Origin of the sequence: Afifella sp. H1R (genome assembly GCF_021462425.1) — a bacterium.
GTDB classification, from domain to species: domain Bacteria; phylum Pseudomonadota; class Alphaproteobacteria; order Rhizobiales; family Afifellaceae; genus Afifella; species Afifella aestuarii.
Genome location: NZ_JAKEDY010000001.1, coordinates 2,407,129 through 2,424,380, shown reverse-complemented (window position 1 = coordinate 2,424,380; position 17,252 = coordinate 2,407,129). Strand labels below are relative to the sequence as shown.

13 protein-coding genes are annotated in these 17,252 nt (G+C 63.4%); 4 read left to right on the top strand and 9 right to left on the bottom strand.

Annotated elements, in window-relative coordinates:
• Positions 1–15: 15 nt before the first annotated feature.
• From preA to L0F51_RS11415, 8 genes are all read right to left on the bottom strand, one after another.
• Positions 16–1,350: an NAD-dependent dihydropyrimidine dehydrogenase subunit PreA gene (gene preA, locus L0F51_RS11450; RefSeq protein ID WP_234629247.1), complete on the bottom strand. Its 1,335-nt coding sequence runs from the start codon at positions 1,348–1,350 to the stop codon at positions 16–18.
• Between the two features lie 487 nt (positions 1,351–1,837).
• Positions 1,838–2,491: a hypothetical protein gene (locus tag L0F51_RS11445; RefSeq protein ID WP_234629246.1), complete on the bottom strand. Its 654-nt coding sequence runs from the start codon at positions 2,489–2,491 to the stop codon at positions 1,838–1,840.
• Between the two features lie 34 nt (positions 2,492–2,525).
• Positions 2,526–3,905: an NAD(P)-dependent oxidoreductase gene (locus tag L0F51_RS11440; protein WP_234629245.1), complete on the bottom strand. Its 1,380-nt coding sequence runs from the start codon at positions 3,903–3,905 to the stop codon at positions 2,526–2,528.
• 218 nt (positions 3,906–4,123) lie between these two features.
• Entirely contained in the window at positions 4,124–5,578 is a 1,455-nt protein-coding gene (gene xylB, locus L0F51_RS11435; RefSeq protein ID WP_234629244.1) for a xylulokinase, read from the bottom strand.
• 124 nt (positions 5,579–5,702) lie between these two features.
• Complete coding sequence (locus L0F51_RS11430) at positions 5,703–6,941, bottom strand: matrixin family metalloprotease (protein ID WP_234629243.1); 1,239 nt, start codon at positions 6,939–6,941, stop codon at positions 5,703–5,705.
• Positions 6,942–7,120: 179 nt separating this feature from the next.
• On the bottom strand, positions 7,121–8,293 hold the full coding sequence (locus L0F51_RS11425; RefSeq protein ID WP_234629242.1) for a GNAT family N-acetyltransferase: 1,173 nt from the start codon (positions 8,291–8,293) through the stop codon (positions 7,121–7,123).
• A gap of 114 nt (positions 8,294–8,407) precedes the next feature.
• Positions 8,408–8,959 carry a DUF924 family protein gene (locus tag L0F51_RS11420; RefSeq protein ID WP_234629241.1) on the bottom strand — a complete coding sequence of 184 codons (552 nt, stop codon included), beginning with the start codon at positions 8,957–8,959 and terminating at the stop codon, positions 8,408–8,410.
• An 8-nt stretch (positions 8,960–8,967) separates the two neighbouring features.
• Positions 8,968–10,806: a long-chain-acyl-CoA synthetase gene (locus tag L0F51_RS11415; protein ID WP_234629240.1), complete on the bottom strand. Its 1,839-nt coding sequence runs from the start codon at positions 10,804–10,806 to the stop codon at positions 8,968–8,970.
• A 2-nt stretch (positions 10,807–10,808) separates the two neighbouring features.
• Between L0F51_RS11415 and L0F51_RS11410 the strand changes: the two genes are divergently transcribed.
• Positions 10,809–11,135 carry a sulfurtransferase TusA family protein gene (locus L0F51_RS11410; RefSeq protein ID WP_370642353.1) on the top strand — a complete coding sequence of 109 codons (327 nt, stop codon included), beginning with the start codon at positions 10,809–10,811 and terminating at the stop codon, positions 11,133–11,135.
• 42 nt (positions 11,136–11,177) lie between these two features.
• Here the strand turns inward: L0F51_RS11410 and L0F51_RS11405 are convergent, their stop codons facing one another.
• On the bottom strand, positions 11,178–12,476 hold the full coding sequence (locus L0F51_RS11405) for a D-alanyl-D-alanine carboxypeptidase family protein (protein WP_234629239.1): 1,299 nt from the start codon (positions 12,474–12,476) through the stop codon (positions 11,178–11,180).
• Positions 12,477–12,663: 187 nt separating this feature from the next.
• Here L0F51_RS11405 and L0F51_RS11400 point away from each other — a divergent pair, with 187 nt between their 5' ends.
• The 3 genes from L0F51_RS11400 to L0F51_RS11390 all read left to right on the top strand — a co-directional run bounded on the left by L0F51_RS11400 (position 12,664) and on the right by L0F51_RS11390 (position 17,226).
• Positions 12,664–13,710 (top strand): TAXI family TRAP transporter solute-binding subunit, encoded by a 1,047-nt coding sequence (locus L0F51_RS11400; protein ID WP_370642352.1) that lies wholly within the window; start codon positions 12,664–12,666, stop codon positions 13,708–13,710.
• Between the two features lie 123 nt (positions 13,711–13,833).
• Positions 13,834–15,975, top strand: coding sequence for a TRAP transporter fused permease subunit (locus L0F51_RS11395; protein WP_234629237.1), 2,142 nt, complete (start codon positions 13,834–13,836; stop codon positions 15,973–15,975).
• 87 nt (positions 15,976–16,062) lie between these two features.
• Positions 16,063–17,226, top strand: coding sequence for a M20 aminoacylase family protein (locus tag L0F51_RS11390; RefSeq protein ID WP_234629236.1), 1,164 nt, complete (start codon positions 16,063–16,065; stop codon positions 17,224–17,226).
• Positions 17,227–17,252 lie beyond the last annotated feature (26 nt).

Genomic DNA, 17,252 nt, shown 5'->3' with positions numbered 1-17,252 from the left:
CAGCCGGCGTTGGCGCTACTCCGCCGCGTCCGGGACGATCTTTTCGATGTCGGCGTCGGGCTTCGCCATCGGGTTGTTCGGGTGGCGCGTCCAGTTGCCGTATTCGGCCGGGATCGGCTTTTTCGTGCGGGGATCGTAATCGGCGACCTGCTCCATGGTGATGCAGTTCTCGACCGGGCAGACATTGACGCAGAGATTGCAGCCGACACATTCGGCGTCGATCACCTCAAAATGGCGTTTGCCGTCGACCATGTGGGTGATCGCCTGGTGCGAAGTGTCCTCGCAGGCGATGTGACAACGCCCGCATTTGATGCAGAGCTCCTGGTCGATGCGCGCCTTCGTGACGTAATTGAGGTTGAGATACTGCCAGTCGGTGACGTTGGGCACGGCACGGCCGATGAAGTCGTCGAGGGTCTCAAACCCCTTCTCGGCCATCCAGCGCTCGAGCCCTTCCACCATCTCGCGGACGATCTTGAAGCCGTAGGTCATCGCGGCCGTGCAGACCTGAACGTTCTGCGCCCCCAGCGCCATGAACTCGGCCGCATCCTTCCAGGTGGTGATGCCGCCGATGCCGGAGATCGGCAGGTTGCGGGTTTCCGGATCGCGGGCGATCTCGGCCACCATGTTGAGGGCGATCGGCTTCACCGCCGGGCCGCAATAGCCGCCATGCGAGCCCTTGCCGTCGATGGTCGGTTCCGGGGCGAAGAGGTCGAGGTCGACGCCGGTGATGGAGGAGATGGTGTTGATCAGGGAGACCGCGTCGGCGCCACCCTTCTGCGCCGCCCTCGCCGGGTAGCGGATGTCGGTGATGTTCGGCGTCAGCTTGACGATGACGGGCATGCGCGTGTTCGCCTTGCACCAGCGGGCGACCATCTCGATGTATTCCGGCACCTGGCCGACGGCTGAGCCCATGCCGCGCTCCGACATGCCATGCGGGCAGCCGAAATTGAGCTCGATCCCGTCGGCGCCGGTTTCTTCCACGCGGCGCAGGATGTTGACCCAGTTACTCTCCTCGCAGGGCACCATGAGGGAGACGACGACGGCGCGATCCGGCCAGTCGCGCTTCACCTGCTTGATCTCGCGAAGGTTCACCTCCAGCGGACGGTCGGTGATCAGTTCGATGTTGTTGAGGCCTAAGAGCCGCCGGTCCGGCCCGTGAATGGCGCCGTAGCGCGGGCCGTTGACGTTGACGATATGCGGGTCCTCGCCGAGCGTCTTCCACACGACGCCGCCCCAGCCTTCGCGGAAGGCGCGCACCACGTTGTACTCCTTGTCCGTCGGCGGCGCGGAGGCGAGCCAGAACGGATTCGGCGATTTGATGCCGAGAAAGTTCGAAGAAAGGTCAGGCATGAAATATCGCCTCCGGATGAGTTGTTTCAGTTGCGCGGCTCTCTTGAGCTATAGGCCTTGTCCGATATCATCGCTCTTCCACTCGCCGCACCACTGAGAAGCATTCGTCTCCACGGGAACTCCTCTCTGGAACAATCCTTGGGGAGGGGGTGGGTATCTTTGGCAGACTCCGACCGGGAGCTTTTCTCTCCGTATGATTTGCTCGATAAACGGAGGGCGGCTGCGCAAACGTTCAACGGCTCCGTTTCCTTTCGGGTTGAGCAGCCAATAGTAACAAGTTGAGCAACACTGATTGTTCGGGTGGTGTGCTGTGGAGAAACTCATCTCTTCAACTCTGAAGTCTTTCCACCATCCGGTTTCCGTCTCGTAGAGGGCGAGTTTTGTATGCAATTCGGTGGGTGAGCTGCCGGTAGCGTGGACGCGAAGGCAATCCAAAGCGGGTTCAGCGATCTAATGCCGAAGACGTTGGGAGAAAGGTCGGGCATCGTCACCTCCTTCGAACCAACGATTCTTCCTGTAAGGTGAGCTCGGGTTGTTGGAAGGGATTAGTAGGAGCGTTTTCCATAGAGAACGCCGTATCCACGTAGGGGCGAGCCCATCTGGCAAGATTTGGTGATTCGAGTGTGTCCCAAGTGACCAAACCCGTGATCGGATATCGACTTTCACGCGTATACTTGTTCAAGCGCTCGGCATGCGTAATCTCTCCATCGCCGGGGTTCTTGAAAAAACGAATATCGGAACACGTCTTCCCCATATCGAGAGCGGTTTTGTGTGATTTAATTATATTATTGATTAAAAAATCTGCGTGCTGATTGAGGGATATGCTTAATATCATTAAATTATCATCGTTCTCAGATAGGACTCCCCCGTTAATAAAGTACGAAAAATCACCTATACCGCACCCAGAGAACTGAAAATCAATATTTATAAACACGATTTTCGTATACTTTAAAACTCCATATATTTCTAACGTGGATGATGATTTGAAGGGGTTTGTGTCTTTAATTAAATCTGTCTTTGTTATGGATGTTATCCACGCATTTATTTCGTGTGATGAAGAGATAAATTCAATCGCGCTTTCGTCCCATGGAGAGCTTGTGTCTCTTTGATCCGTAAGTTTGGTGTCTTTGATGGGCTTCATGGCATTCTCCGACAGTGTCGAGATGTTCTGTCTCTTACCCCATCAATGCGCGGTGGATGCTCTCGGCTGCGACCTTGCCGTCTTCGACGGCGGCGACGGTGAGATCTTCGCCGCCGAGGACGCAGTCGCCGCCGGCCCAGATACTGGTAACCGAGGTGCGGCGTTCGTCGTCGACGTCGATGCGGCCGCGCGCGAGCGCGATGGCTTCGGCCGCGCCGTCGAGCGAGGCGGGCAGAAAGGTCTGGCCGATCGCCTTGAACACCATGTCGGCTGCGAGAGCGAAGGTTTCGCCCGTGCCGACGAGGCGGCCGTCTTCCTCGCGGGTGCGCTCGAGCTCGATCCCTGCCACATGACCGTTCTCGGCGAGGAGGCGCTTCGGCTTGGCCCAATGGCGGATGGTGACGCCCTTCGTCTGGGCGAGTTCCTGCTCGAAGCCGGAGGCCTTCATGGCCTCGGGGCCGCGGCGGTAGACGATCGTGACCTCTTCGGCGCCGAGAAGCTTCGACTGCACGGCCGCGTCGACGGCGGTCATGCCGCCGCCGATGACGACGACGCGGCGCCCGATCGGCAGCGTGGAAAGGTCGAGCGTCTGGCGCAGGTCGGAGATCCAGGTGATGGCGTCGGCGGAGCCTGAGGCATCCTCACCTTCGGCGCCGAGCGCGTTGACGCCGGCAAGTCCGAGGCCGAGGAAGATTGCGTCGTAATCAGCTTTCAAGCCGTCGAGGCTGAGCTCGCGCCCGAGTGCTTTGCCCGTTTCGATGGTGATGCCGCCGATCCTGAGCAGGAATTCGACTTCCTTCTGCGCAAAGCCGTCCGGGGTCTTGTAGGCGGCGATGCCGTATTCGTTGAGGCCGCCGGGCTTGTCGCGCGCTTCGAAGATCGTGACGTCGTGGCCATGCATGGCCAGCCGATGGGCGCAGGAGAGCCCCGCCGGTCCCGCACCGACGATGGCGACGCGCTTGCCGCTTAGCGCTGCGCGTTCGAAAGGATGCTCGCCTGCCGCCATCATCGCGTCGGTCGCAAAGCGCTGCAGGAAGCCGATCTTCACCGGCTTGTCCTCGGCGAGATTGCGGACGCAGGCTTCCTCGCACAACGTCTCCACCGGGCAGACGCGGGCGCACATGCCGCCCAGAATGTTCTGCTCGAAAATCGTCTCGGCCGCGCCCTTCGAATTGTGCGCCTGGATCTGGCGGATGAAGAGCGGGATGTCGATCGAGGTCGGGCAGGCCTCGGTGCAGGGGGCGTCGAAACAGAAATAGCAACGGTCTGCCTCCACCAGCGCCTCGTGCGGCGAAAGCGGCGGGTGCAGGTCAGAAAAATTCTTCAGATAATCTTCAACATTTAGGCGGGCGGCACAAATATCCGGTTCGCCCGCCGGTGTTGCTGCCGGCAGGCCTGACGAAATCTGGTTCACGGCTTCTTTCTCCCGTGAATATTGCTGTTCCCACGGGAAGAATGCGCATTTTCGACCAGTTGGTCAAATTTTTCATTTGCACAACACTTTGAAGCGCCTGAAAAGCAGGCGCGAGCGCTTTTTGTTCAAAGGGTTGCGGGAGGGCGGACGTGGTCGCCGCACCCCGGCTCAGCAGGGCCGTCGGCGATCTCCCGGCGAGATGCGGTGGCCGCGCGGGCTTACCGCATGACGTCGCGCACCGCCGGATAGAGTGCACGCCAGCGCTCATAGCTGTCGCGGTAGGCTTCGCTCAGGGCCGGAACCGGATCGATGGTGTCGGCGAGCGGCGGATGCGTGAGGATCTCGGCGGGATCGCCGCCCTCTGCGGCCAGGAGGCCGAGACGAGCCGCCCCGAAGGCGGCGCCGTAATCGCCTTCTTCGGGAATGCCGATCGGGGTGTTGAGGGCGCTTGCCATGATCGTCAGCCAGGTCTTGGAGCGCGAGCCGCCCCCGACCGCGAGATAGCGCGGAATGGTGGTGCCGGCGGCGGCAAGGGCTGCCTGGCAATCGGCGAGTGCGAAGGCAACGCCTTCCAGCACCGCCTGGGTGAGGGTGGCGCGGTCGCTTTCCTGCGCAAGGCCGATGAAGACGCCGCGCGCCGCCGCATCGTTGTGGGGCGTGCGCTCTCCGGAAAGATAAGGCAGGAAGAGGACGGGCGCCGGGTAATCCGGGGTGGCGCCGAGATGGCCGATCAGATCGGGCACCGGCTCCTTGAGAAGCCGGCTCAGCCATTCGAGCGAGCCTGCGGCCGACAGGATGACGCCCATCTGGTGCCAGGTGTTCGGCAGGGCGTGGCAGAAGGCGTGAACGGCGCTTTCCACGTTGGGCGCGAAAGCCTCCGTTGCGGCGAAGACGACGCCCGAGGTGCCGAGCGAGACGAAGGCGGCGCCCGGATGGGTGACGCCCACGCCGCAGGCGGCCGCGGCATTGTCGCCCCCGCCGGCGGCGACGACCACTTCGCCGGTCATGCCCCAGAGGCGGGCCAGTGCCGGGCGCAGCGTGCCGGTTGCCTGCGAGCCTTCGTAGAGCTTCGGCATCTGGCTTTCGTCCATATCCGTCGCCGCCAGGAGCTCCGGCGACCAGCAGCGCTTGCCGACATCGAGCCAGGAGGTGCCGGAGGCGTCCGACATGTCGGTTGCCGCATCCGCCGTCAGATAAAGGCGCACGAAGTCCTTGGGCAGCAGCACCTTGGCGGTCGCGGCGAAGTTTTCCGGCTCATGCGTCTTCACCCAGGCGAGCTTCGGCGCGGTGAAGCCCGGAAAGACGAGATTGCCGGTGATCTCATGGAAGCGCGGATCGGCGTCGAGGCGGCGCGCTTCCTCCGCGGACCGTCCGTCGTTCCACAGGATCGAGGGGCGGATCGGCGCACCGTCCTTGGCGACGAGCGTGGCGCCATGCATCTGACCGGAGAGGCCGATCCCTTTGACGGCGGCGACCTCGGCCGGACGTTCGCGCTTCAAGGCGTCCATGGCCGTGCCGAGCGCGGCGATCCAGGCGTTCGGATCCTGCTCCGACCATCCGGGTTGCGGCCGCATCACGTCGAGCGGCGCGGTGGCGGAAGCGAGAACGTCTTGTGCCGCCGTCATCAGGATGACCTTGATGGACGACGTGCCGATATCGATGCCGAGATACACGGAAAAAACCCCTTGCTGCCTCGATTACCTCTTAGCGGCGGAGGGGGCTGAGGTCGAGATCGGCATGCCCGGAAGGATGGTGCGCTGTGGGCGCCGCAGGCCGGGGAGACCAGACTGGCGGGTGTCAGCTCGTCAGCGTTTGAAAGATGAAATCGCTTTCGTCGAGAGCGCTGACGGCGATGCCGTTCAATGTCAGAACGTCGCCGCCGCCGAGATCGATCAAGGCGTTGCCCGCGCCGTCCTGGGCAATTGTGAGCTCTGAGAAGCTGCTGAAGCCGTTGTCGGAGACGTCGATGCGGTCGATGCCGTTCTCGAAGCCGAAGACGGTGTCGTCGCCGTTGTTTGCGACGGTGGCGTAGATGTCGGCGGCGCCGTCGGAGCTGCCGAGATAGATCTGGTCGTCGCCCGTGCCCCCGAAGAGGAGGTCGGCGCCATTGCTGCCGTAGAGCGTATCGTTGCCGGCCGCGCCATAAAGCGTGTCGTTGCCGTCGCCACCCTGGAGCACGTCGTTGCCGGCGGCGCCGCCCAGCTCGTCGTTGCCGGTGCCGCCCTTCAAGGTGTCGTTGCCTGCGCCGGCGTAGAGGGCGTCGTTTCCAGCCTCGCCGTTCAGATCGTCGGCCGCGGCATCGCCGCCGCCGAAGAGAAGATCTGCGCCATCGCCGCCATAGATGTGATCGGTGCCGCCGCCGCCGCCGAGCGCATCGTTGCCGGTGCCGCCGTAGAGCGTGTCGACCCCGTCGCCGCCATAGACCGTGTCATTGCCGCTGCCCGCATCGAGGTAATCGGCGAAATTGCCCTGGCCGCCGAAGATGAGGTCGGCGCCGTCCCCGCCGCGGAGATTGTCCGCTCCCGTGCCGCCGAACATGGTATCGGCGCCGGCGCCGCCGGAGAAATTGTCGGCCTCGGCGGTGCCGACCAGATAATTGTCGCCGCTGTCCGGTCCGTAGAGGGACTGCAGCTCGGTGATGTTCGCAGCATTCAGCGTGATCACGCCCATCGAAAAGGGATACATGATCGAGGTGGGATCATCGTCGTGGTCGAGGCCGATGGCGTGGCCGATCTCGTGGGCGAGCACCGACAGGTGATCCTGATCCGGATCGGCTTCGTCGATGGTGATCTCGGCGCTCGTGATGGTCGTGCCGCTGATATAGGTCACGCAATTGCCGAGCGTGCCGCCATAGCCGTCGATCGGACCCTGAAGAATCTGGATGTCGGCGGACATGAAATTGGCAGCGCTGACGAAATCGGGTTCCATCCACGGATCCCAGATCGCAAAGGCATCAGCGATGTTGAAGCCATAATCGGGCGCCGTCGACGCGAAGGTTATGATCGCCTGGTCGAACGTCGTTCCGTAGTTGGCCATGGTTCAATTCCTCTGAGGTCGCTGTCAGCTCGTTACACGAGATTCGTAATATTCTCCTGAGAGGACGAAACGATTGCGGCTAAAACCTGAAGGAAATTTTGCCGAGGGTCGTTTAAGCTTATCGCGCCTGTCTTGCGCGAAGCTTGCACGAAGCTTGCACGGGCGTTTTGCGGCTCGGGTCAGTTGCGGCGGAAGCGTCCTTGCAGGCGGTCGCGGACGGCCCGCGCCTGCTGACGAAGAAGCCAGCGCCCATGCTCGGCCGAGCGGGCAAGCCGCGCCCTCGTGGCGGACGGCGTCACCTCCAGAACGGCCGCTTCATAAGGCTCCGGATGGTGCCAGTAATGTGTGAGCAGCCTGGCATCGGCGGTGTTCGAAACGGGATCGATCCGGGCGATGGTCGGATCCGAGAGCCATAGCCGGGTGTTGCGCAGGATAAGCTGAACACCCGGCGAAAAGCGCGAAAAGCTCTCGTCGAAGGCGATCTTCCAGGGGATGAGGAGCGAGCCGGAGACCAGCGTGATCGAGGATGCGGCCAGCTTGCCGCCGACCGTCAGACGCTCGATTCTGGCAGCATCGCGCGCGCCGAGCGCGAGGATCGCATCTTCGGCGAAGCGCCTGCCGGCATGGGTGAGGATGGCGGTGCCGCGGCGGCCCTTCCAGCCGGCGGCCTCCAGCGCGAGGAAATCGTCGAGTGCCGGGGGGAGCGCCGCGCCGGTCGCCGTCGAAAACTCCACCGGGCCCTCGTCCTCCAGCCGGCGGCGAAGGCGGCCGATGTCCTTGCGGCGCTGTGACGAGATGCCGGCTTCGAATTCCTGGAGGGCATCCGGCTCGGCGGTGAGGATGGGACGTTCTTCGCGAAAGATCGTGTGAACCCGGCCCTCGGCCGCCCGCCGCAGACTGATCCAGGTGTCGCAGAGGACGGGCGTGTCGCTCAGCATCAGAAGCTCGATGCCAGCGTCTGCGAGATCGGCGAAGAGCGCCCGGGCGACGGCGTGTCCGCGGGCGCGATCAAGCAGCGGCACGCCGAGGGGGCCATAATTGTGGCTCCAGATCTGGGCCATGCGCAGCGCGCCGCGGCGAAAAGGTGCGCACAGGATCGGCGCGAAAAAGACGAGGCGGGTGCCAGCATAGAAAAGCGCGAGCTCGACCTCTCCGTTGCCGAACGCCCTGATGGCGGGGCCGAGGAAGGCCGGCAGATAGAAGGGATTGGCGTCGAGGCTTTCGCCCGCCAGCCTTTCGATCTCGTCGGCATGGACGCTCAAGGCTTCCGGCTTCTCGATGAGAAGGCGGAATGTCGGCTCTGTGGCAGGGCCCGGGGTTTTCACCCATCCGGCGTCGCTCTTCAGGGGCATCATCTCCATTATACAACGGTAGCAGAGGCCGAGCGGCGGGGAGGGAATTAGGTAAAATTATCCCTAACAAGGCCGCTCAACTTCGCACAACGCACCGCAGGATCGGACCCCGCTTCAGCCGGAAAAACCGCCTTCCTTCAGAAACCGCCGCTCCGCGGGACTCGTGTGCCGGCCAAGCACGGCATTTCTGTGGGGAAAGCGGCCGAAACGGCGGATGATGTCCCGATGCTCCAGGGCAAAGGAGAGCGTGCCGGCCTTGTCGAGCCGGTGGCTGAGTGCAACGCAACGGTCCTGGTCGGGAAGGCTCTCCGAATGCATGAAGGGCATGACGAAGAATTTCGCGACGTCCGCCGGTACCTGGTTCTCGTAGCCTTCAGACAGAGCTTTCCTGGCCAGGCGAAGGGCTGCCGCGTCGTTGGCGAAAGCCTCCGGCCGCTGACGGTTGAGATTTCGAGAGAATTGATCGAGGAGGAGGATGAGGGCGAGAGCGCCGTTCGGCGTCTCGGCCCAGTCCTCGAGCGCGCCCTTCGATGCGGCCTCATGCAGGGCGCCGAAACGCTCGTCGATCTCGCGATCGAAGGCGTCGCTCTTCTTGAACCACTTCTCCGGGCCCGCCTCGCGCCAGAAGGCGATCACGTCGTGCGGGCCCGGATTTGTCGGTGACATCACTTGCCTCAAAGCCGAAGATCGCCGCTCTCGACCTCTTCATAGAGGCCCGTGTCGAGCGGCACATAGGTCTGCTTTTCCGGGTGCAGCATATAGAGCGGATCGGCGATGCGGTTCGGGTCGAAGCCCTCGCGCACGAGGTCGACCTTGCGCTGCTTGAAGGTGCCGGTCATTTCCATCGATTGCTGCAGGCGCAGGAAGATCGGCCGCGCATACCGCGGCAGATGCCGTTCCACATGGACGTAGAAGCCGTTCATATCGAAGGCGTCTTCGACGACGAGCGAGGCCATGCCGGCGCGCCCGTCGGTGTTGGGCACCGAAACGCCGAAGACATTGGCATCCTTGACGCCCGGATAGACGGTGATCGCCTCCGCCACTTCGGAGGTGGCGACGTTCTCGCCCTTCCAGCGGAAGGTGTCCCCGATGCGATCGACGAAATAGAAGTAGCCCATTTCGTCCTTCTTCATGAGGTCGCCGGTGCGGAACCACATATCGCCCTTTGCGAAGACGTCCTTGAGGATCTTCTTCTCGGTCGCCTTGGGATCGGCGTAGCCTTCGAAACGCTGGCTCGGACGGCTCGGATCGTCGATGATCTGCGAGATCACCTCCCCGATTTCACCCGGCGCGCATTTCATGCAGAAGCCATCGGGACCGCGCTCCGGCTCTTCGGAGGAATGGTCGAAGCGGACGATCTCGGTGACGAAGCGCTTCTCCGCCCATTTCGGAATGCGCCCGACGGAGCCGACCTTGCCGTCGAAATTGAAGAAGACGGCGTTGCCTTCCGTCGCCGCATACCATTCCAGGATCTTCGGGATGGCGAAGCGGTTCTTGAAATCTTCCCAGATGTCGGGACGCAGACCGTTGCCGCAGGCAAGCCGAAGTTTGTGCTGGCGTTCCTTGGGGTGCGTCGGGCTGTTCAAGAGGTAGCGGCAGAGCTCGCCGATATACTGGAAGATCGTGCATTCGTAGTCGACGACGTCGTCCCAGAACTGGCTGGCGGAGAATTTCTCGCGGATGACGACACTGGCGCCCGCTGTCAGCGCCGCGCCGGACGCGAGCACGCTGCCGGTCGTATGATAGAGCGGCAGGCAGACATAGATGCGGTCGTGCGGCTTCATATCCATGGCGCCGTTGAAGCCGAGCGAGATGGCGAGCACGCGGTAGTGGTTGATGTTGGCGGCCTTCGGCATGCCGGTCGTGCCGCTCGTATAGATGAAGAGGCAGCGGTCCGACGTGGTCAGCTTCGGTCTTTCGGAAGCCTCGAGCGGATCGCGGCTGAAGGTGTCGAGCGCCTCGTCGAGCCGTTTCCACGCGTCCACGCCGCTGCCATAGGCCCAGTATTCCGCTTTCGTCTGAAGAAAGGGATCGGCGGTGTGAAAGCCGTCGGAGATCGCCGTGTCGACGATGATGTGCTTCGGCTCCACGATGTTCACGCAATTGGCGAGGACCGGCCCGCGCAGATTGGTGTTGAGGCAGGCGGTGACGCCGCCGGCGCGCGCGATGCCGAGCCAGGCGGCCATGTATTCCGGCTTGTTCGGCATCATCAGGGCGACGCAATCGCCCTTTTTGACGCCGTTGGCGATGGCCCAGCGGGCATATTGGTTGGCCCGCTCGTTGTATTCGCGGTAGCTCATGCGCTCGTTCTCGGCGATCATCGCCGGCCGGTCGCCATGCTCTTTTGCGATGTCCTCGATCAGATCGGGAAAAGTGCGGTTGCGGTTCTTTGCCGCCGAGCTGACTTTGCGAAGTGCACGCAGGGCGCCGCGTACATAGGCGAGTTCGCTCTTGATTCTTTCGATTAAGCCCATCGTCTCCCCCGCCGCTTCAGGCAGAAGAGCCCGCGGCATTCTTGCTGTTTCTGGCATCTCTTCCCATACCAGGGACGGAAATTGAAGAGGTCAAGCCTGCAAGGAGGCCGATGTTGGCCATTCATTCAGGGGATGAAGAAAACAACTGCCACGTCATCGACGTGCGCGGGCTGAAATGCCCGCTGCCGGTCTTGAAAACCGCCAAGGGGATCGCGGCGCTGCCACCGGGCGTGCGGGTCGTGGTCCTGGCGACCGACCCGATGGCGGCGATCGACATTCCGCATTTCTGCAGCGAACGCGGTCACCGTTTTTTGGGGCGTCACGACGACGAGGGTGTCAGCCGCTACGAGATCGAAACCGGCGGCTGAGGGTGCTTGTCGAAAGGCCGCCGGCTCGGGCGGCGCTTACGCCTACCGGTCGGGCCGCGGGCGCGGCATCAGGGCCGGGGCGGCAAGGAGCAGGACGGGATCGACGGGCGCGGCCTTGTTCACGTCTTCGCTCGGCGCGAAGGCCGTCGCGAGCTGCGGCCGGGGCGGGATGGCGATCGTCGGGCGCGGCCGTGGCATGACGCCGAGCTGTGCCGTCAAAATCTCCTGCGCAAGGCCGTCGACACCCGGGCCTTCGACGCCGCCGGTCGCCACCTCGATCGGGGTCACGGGACCTTTGCGCTGGCCGATATGGGAGGGTTTGAAGCCGTCTCCCTCGTCGACCATGATGAGGCCGCCCTTCATGGGCTTGTAGATCGGGTTCGACTTGGAGGCGACCTGCTTGCCCTTCTGCGGGCTGCACACCTGATCGCGCATGTCATAGGGCTCGGTGTAGCGGGAGCCGGAATTGATGCGGGTGATGTCGGGGCCGCCTGAGAAGAGCCCTCCGCCGCGGTCGAAGCCTGCATCCAGCAGACGGGCGGCGCGTTCGGCGCGGTCGATGCCGTTGTCGGCGCCGAGAACGACCGCGATCAATTCGCGCCGGCCGCGCTGCGCGGTCGCGACCAGGTTCCAGCCGGAATCGCAGATATAGCCGGTCTTCATCCCGGTGGCGCCGCGGTAGCGGCCGATCAGAAGGTTGGTGTTGCGCTTCACCGCACCCCCGACCTTGATGGCGGGGACGTTGAAATAATGCCGGTAGCGCGGGAATTCGTCGAAGATCGCCCGCGTCAGAAGCGCGAGGTCGCGCGCGCAGGTGACCTGGTGCGGACTGTAAAGGCCGTGCGGGTTGACGAATTGCGTGCGCGTCATGCCGAGGCGCTTCGCCTCGAGGTTCATGCGCAGCAGAAAATTGTCATAGCCGTCGCCGACCGATTCCGCGATCGCCATCGCCATGTCGTTGGAGGAGCGCGCCAGCATGACCTTGAGCGCGTTGTCGACCGTCAGGACCGAGCCGGGTTTGAAGAAACGCGCCGCATAAGGCTGGTTGTAGGCGTGCTGCGACATCACCACGGGCGATTTCAGCGTGATCTCGCCAACCTCGAGGGCGCGGAAGACGACAAAGGCCGTCATCAGCTTGGTGGTGGACGCCGGATACCAGGGGCGGAGCGCATCGTGCTCCTCGAGGACGTCCCCGCTCTTCGCATCGACCAGGAGATAAGGTCCCACGACGTCGCCATCGTCAGCCGTTTCGTTGGCGGCGGCGGCAAGGGGAGCTGTCACAAGAAACAGGAGAGCGAGCAGCAGGCGCGCCCCCGAAAGCATGCGAAGCGGAGGTGTCAAGGTTTCGGCCCCACAGTTGTCCGGGTCAGACTTACGCGACCGCCGCTGCGTAACACAATTCGGCTCACTTTCACAAACGCGCCTTGCTTGAGTTTCCGTGAGCGCTCGCGCGGGGTTTGCTTTCCGGCCGATAGCCCATAAGCTCAGTCTTCCAAAACAATAAGACTGCAATGGTGGGAGGAACAGAATGCTATTCCAGCGCAAAGTTTTACGCTCCTTTGTCATGGCTGCGACGAGCCTTGCTCTCGTTGGCGCGATTGCCTGGCCTTCTTCGGGGCGAGCCCAGGAAGAACAGAATTACCTTCTGGCGACCGCTTCAACGGGAGGAACTTATTATCCGGTGGGTGTTGCTCTTGCCACGCTCATCAAGGTCAAGCTGCAGCCGACTGAGAAGATCGGCCTGTCGGCGATCAACTCCGCGGGCTCGGCCGAGAACATCAAGCTGATGCGCGACAACGAGGTTCAGTTCGCCATCCTGCAAGGCCTTTATGGCGCTTATGCGAAGAAGGGCTCCGGCCCGTTGGAAAATGAAGGGCCGCAGGAGAACCTCCGCTCCGTCACCATGCTGTGGCCGAATGTGGAGCACTTCGTCCTGAAATCCGACCTCGCGGACACCGGCACGATCGCCGATGTCGCGAACGCCAAGGGCAAGTCGATCAATCTCGGCGCGCAGAATTCCGGCACGCTCGGCTCCAACCGCACCATCCTCGGCAATCTCGGCTACGACATCGATCAGGATTTCACCCTGGCCTATTCCGGTTACGGCCCGGCGGCGGAAGCCCTGCAGAACGGTCAGGTGGTGCTGATCTCGACGCCGGCGGGCCCGCCGGTCGGTGCGATCAGCCAGGCCTTCGCCAATATGGGCAACGACATCACCGTCCTCGATTTCACCGATGAGGAGATGCAGGAGGCGAACGGCGATTTCGATGAATTGTGGACACGCTTCACGATCCCGGCCGGGACCTATCCGGGGCAGGAGAAGGAGATCAACACGATCGCCCAGCCGAACTTCCTCGCCGTGCGCGACGATGTGCCGGAAGAGACCATCTACAAGATGACGAAGACGATCTACGAGAACCTGCCGTTCCTGCAGGGCATTCATCCGGCGACGAAGAACATGAAGCTCGAAGCGGCGATCGCCGGTCTGCCGCTGCCGCTGCATCCGGGCGCGGCGCGCTATTACGAAGAGCAGGGGATCACGATCCCGGACCGTCTCAAGGTTTCGGCCGAATAAAAGGCGCGTGCGAAACGCCGCTTCAGGCCTGGTCACGGGCCGCGTGCGCTGGCATGCGGTCCGCTCGGCTGGGACAGCGTCTTTCACTCTCCGCGAAAGTTTTCCAGCTGCAGGGATCGGACGATGAGCGAGGCGCAAGACGCGTCTGAGCAGGCCGCGCCTCAGAAGGATGTCGACGGCGAAGTCGAAACGCATGTCAGGAGCCTCGTCTCCTGGCCAGCCCGGGTTTTCGCCGCCTGCGGCATTGCGATCTCGCTCTTCCACATCTGGGCGAACATCGACGGGCGCGTGTCGACCTTGTGGCTCGTCGGCATTCATTTTGCCGGTTTCGCCTTTCTCGCCTGCCTGCGCTATCCGATGAAGCTCGGCCGTTTCGTGGCGCCACTCTGGCTCGACGCCATCACCGGCGCCGTCATCGCCGGCGCGACGCTCTTCATCATCGGCTCGGAGACGGCGATCTATGCGCAGGGGGTGCGTCTTTCGCCCGAGCATTGGGTGGCCGGAATTCTCGTCATTCTCGGCGCGATCGAGCTGACGCGGCGCACGACGGGGCCGATCATCCCGGTCCTCATCATCCTGGCGCTCTCCTATGTCTCGTTTCTCGGGGCCTATGCGCCCGGCGTCTTCCGTTTCGCCGGCCTCTCCACCGAGACGGTTCTCTTCCGCTCGATCTTCGCCGATGAGGGCATGTTCGGGACGATCGGCCTGATCTCGGCGAGCTTCGTCTTCATGTTCATCCTCTTCGGGGCGTTTCTGGTGCGCTCCGGAGCGGGTGATTTCATCATCGACCTTGCCCGGGCGCTCGCCGGCCGCCTCGTCGGCGGCCCCGGCTTCGTCGCCGTCTTCGCGTCGGGCCTGACGGGCACGATTTCGGGTTCGGCCGTCGCCAATACGGTCTCGACCGGCGTCATCACCATTCCGCTCATGAAGAAATCGGGCTTTCCGCCGCGATTCGCCGCCGGCGTGGAGGCTGCGGCTTCGACCGGCGGGCAGCTGATGCCGCCGATCATGGGAGCGGGCGCCTTCGTCATGGCGTCGAACACCCAGATCCCCTATCTCGACATCGTCGCCGTCGCGGCGCTGCCAGCGATCGCCTATTTCCTCACCGTCGCCTTCTTCGTCCGGATCGAGGCGAAGAAGCACCACATCGTCGGCGTCGACGATGAAAGCCGCAGCGCCTGGGAGGTCTTGAAGGCGGGCGGCCCGGCCTTTCTGATCCCCGTCGCCACCCTGATCTCGCTTCTGATCTACGGTTTCACCCCGGTCTATGCCGCCGGCTGGGCGATCCTCTCCGTCGTTGCCGCCTCCTGGCTCACCAAGAACCGCATGGGGCCGAAGGCGATCCTGGACGCCTTGGCGCTCGGGGCGCAGAACATGATCATGACGGCGGTGCTTCTCATCGCCGTCGGGCTCATCGTCAACGTCATCGCCATGACCGGCATCGGCAACACCTTTTCGTTGATGATCGCCGAGTGGGCGGGCGGCAATCTCCTGATCGCACTCCTCTTGATTGCGCTCGCCTCGCTGGTGCTCGGCATGGGGCTGCCGGTGACGGCCGCCTATATCGTGCTCGCGACGCTTTCCGCGCCCGCCCTTCAGGGCATGATCGAGAACGGCTACCTCGTCGACCTTCTGACGTCCGGTACCTTGCCCGAGGCGGCGCGCGGGCCCTTCCTGCTCGCCGATCCCGAGGCGATGACGAAGCTTGCCGCGCCGATGAGCCGCGAGGCGGCGAACGCCTTCATCGCCGCGGCCCCCGCCGAGGTCTTGCGCCTCGTCCACGGCCAGGCACTCGATCCGGCCCTGATCACGGCAGCGCTTCTTTCGGCCCATATGATCATCTTCTGGCTGTCGCAGGATTCCAACGTCACGCCGCCGGTCTGCCTTACCGCCTTTGCGGCCGCGGCGATCGCCCGCACGCCGCATATGGCGACGGGGATGACGGCCTGGAAACTCGCCAAGGGGCTCTACATCGTGCCGATCCTCTTCGCCTATACGCCGTTCCTGCACGGCAGTGTGCCGGAGGTGCTTCTCGTCTTCGCGCAGGCGGTGATCGGCTCCTATGCCGTTGGAGCCGCCTTCGAAGGCTATATGGAGGCGCCGCTCGCCTGGCCGCTCAGACTTCTTGCAGGTGTCGCCGGTGTCGTCGTGCTGTGGCCGGGCCTGCCGGTCGCGACGGCGATCGGCGCGGCGATGACTTTTGCGCTGCTCCTATGGACAATCCGGCTCGACCGTCGCGGCCGGGCGGCCGAAGCGGTCGCCTGAGCGCCAACGCGAAGCCTGGCAATTTCTCTATGCTTGCCAGGTGCGGCACAGGCGCTAGCATCGGCTCTTTCACGAGAGAGCCGCCTCATGCCCGTCATCAACTCGCTTGCCGAAGCCGCCGACGAGATCACGCAATGGCGGCGCGATTTTCACCGCAACCCGGAACTCCTCTACGAGGTGCCGCGCACGGCCAAAGTGGTGGCGGACAGACTGCGCGCTTTCGGTTGTGACGAGGTGGTGGAAGGCATCGGGCGAAGCGGTGTCGTCGGCATCATCCGGGGTCGCGGAGACGGCGATCGCGGCATCGGCCTTCGTGCCGACATGGACGCGCTGCCGATCGAGGAGGAGAGCGGCAAGCCATGGCGCTCCGAAACGCCCGGAAAGATGCATGCCTGCGGCCATGACGGGCATATGGCGATGCTGCTTGGTGCGGCGCGCTATCTCGCCGAAACGCGCAATTTCGCCGGTCGCGCGGTGATCGTCTTCCAGCCGGCCGAGGAAGGCGGTGCGGGGGCGCGCGCCATGATCGAAGACGGGTTGATGGAGCGTTTTGCCATCAGCGAGATCTACGGTCTCCACAATATGCCGGGCATTCCCGTCGGCCAGTTCGGCATCCGCCCGGGCCCGCTGATGGCGGCGACCGACAATTTCGTCATCCAGATCGAGGGCAAGGGATCCCATGCCGCCAAGCCGCATGCCGGGGTCGATCCCGTTCTCGTCGGCTCGCAGATCGTCAATGCGCTGCAATCGGTCGCCTCGCGCAATGTCGATCCTTTGAAGAGTGCCGTCGTCTCCGTGACGACCTTTCACGCCGGCGACACGTTCAACGTCATCCCGCAGCGCGGGACCTTGAAGGGCACGGTGCGCACGCTCGATCCGGCCATCCGCGATCTGGTCGAGCGGCGCATGAACGAGCTCGTGCCGACGATCGGGCAGGCTTTCGGGGCACGCGCCCGCCTCGATTACCAGCGGCATTACCCGGTGACGGTCAATCACCAGGAGCAGACGCACAAGGCGGCTGCCGTCGCGCGCGAAATCGTCGGGGAGGGGGCGGTCACCGAAGAGACGCCGCCGCTGATGGCGGGGGAGGATTTCTCCTATATGCTGGAAGCAAGGCCCGGCGCCTTCATCTTTCTCGGCAATGGCGATTCCGCCGGCCTTCACCACCCGGCCTATGATTTCAACGACAGTGCAGCACCTTACGGCGCGAGCTATCTGGCGCGTCTCGTCGAAACGGCGATGCCGGCGTGAGGCTCGGAACGCTGGGATCGCCCGAG

What these genes read in the sequence shown, in the direction of transcription:
- L0F51_RS11395 (WP_234629237.1), top strand. Translation starts at nt 13,834, where the DNA reads ATGAGCGAGGCGCAAGACGCGTCTGAGCAGGCCGCGCCTCAGAAGGAT.
- preA (WP_234629247.1), bottom strand. Translation starts at nt 1,350, where the DNA reads ATGCCTGACCTTTCTTCGAACTTTCTCGGCATCAAATCGCCGAATCCG.
- L0F51_RS11430 (WP_234629243.1), bottom strand. Translation starts at nt 6,941, where the DNA reads ATGGCCAACTACGGAACGACGTTCGACCAGGCGATCATAACCTTCGCG.
- L0F51_RS11425 (WP_234629242.1), bottom strand. Translation starts at nt 8,293, where the DNA reads ATGCCCCTGAAGAGCGACGCCGGATGGGTGAAAACCCCGGGCCCTGCC.
- L0F51_RS11400 (WP_370642352.1), top strand. Translation starts at nt 12,664, where the DNA reads ATGCTATTCCAGCGCAAAGTTTTACGCTCCTTTGTCATGGCTGCGACG.
- L0F51_RS11415 (WP_234629240.1), bottom strand. Translation starts at nt 10,806, where the DNA reads ATGCCGCGGGCTCTTCTGCCTGAAGCGGCGGGGGAGACGATGGGCTTA.
- L0F51_RS11390 (WP_234629236.1), top strand. Translation starts at nt 16,063, where the DNA reads ATGCCCGTCATCAACTCGCTTGCCGAAGCCGCCGACGAGATCACGCAA.
- L0F51_RS11445 (WP_234629246.1), bottom strand. Translation starts at nt 2,491, where the DNA reads ATGAAGCCCATCAAAGACACCAAACTTACGGATCAAAGAGACACAAGC.
- L0F51_RS11420 (WP_234629241.1), bottom strand. Translation starts at nt 8,959, where the DNA reads ATGTCACCGACAAATCCGGGCCCGCACGACGTGATCGCCTTCTGGCGC.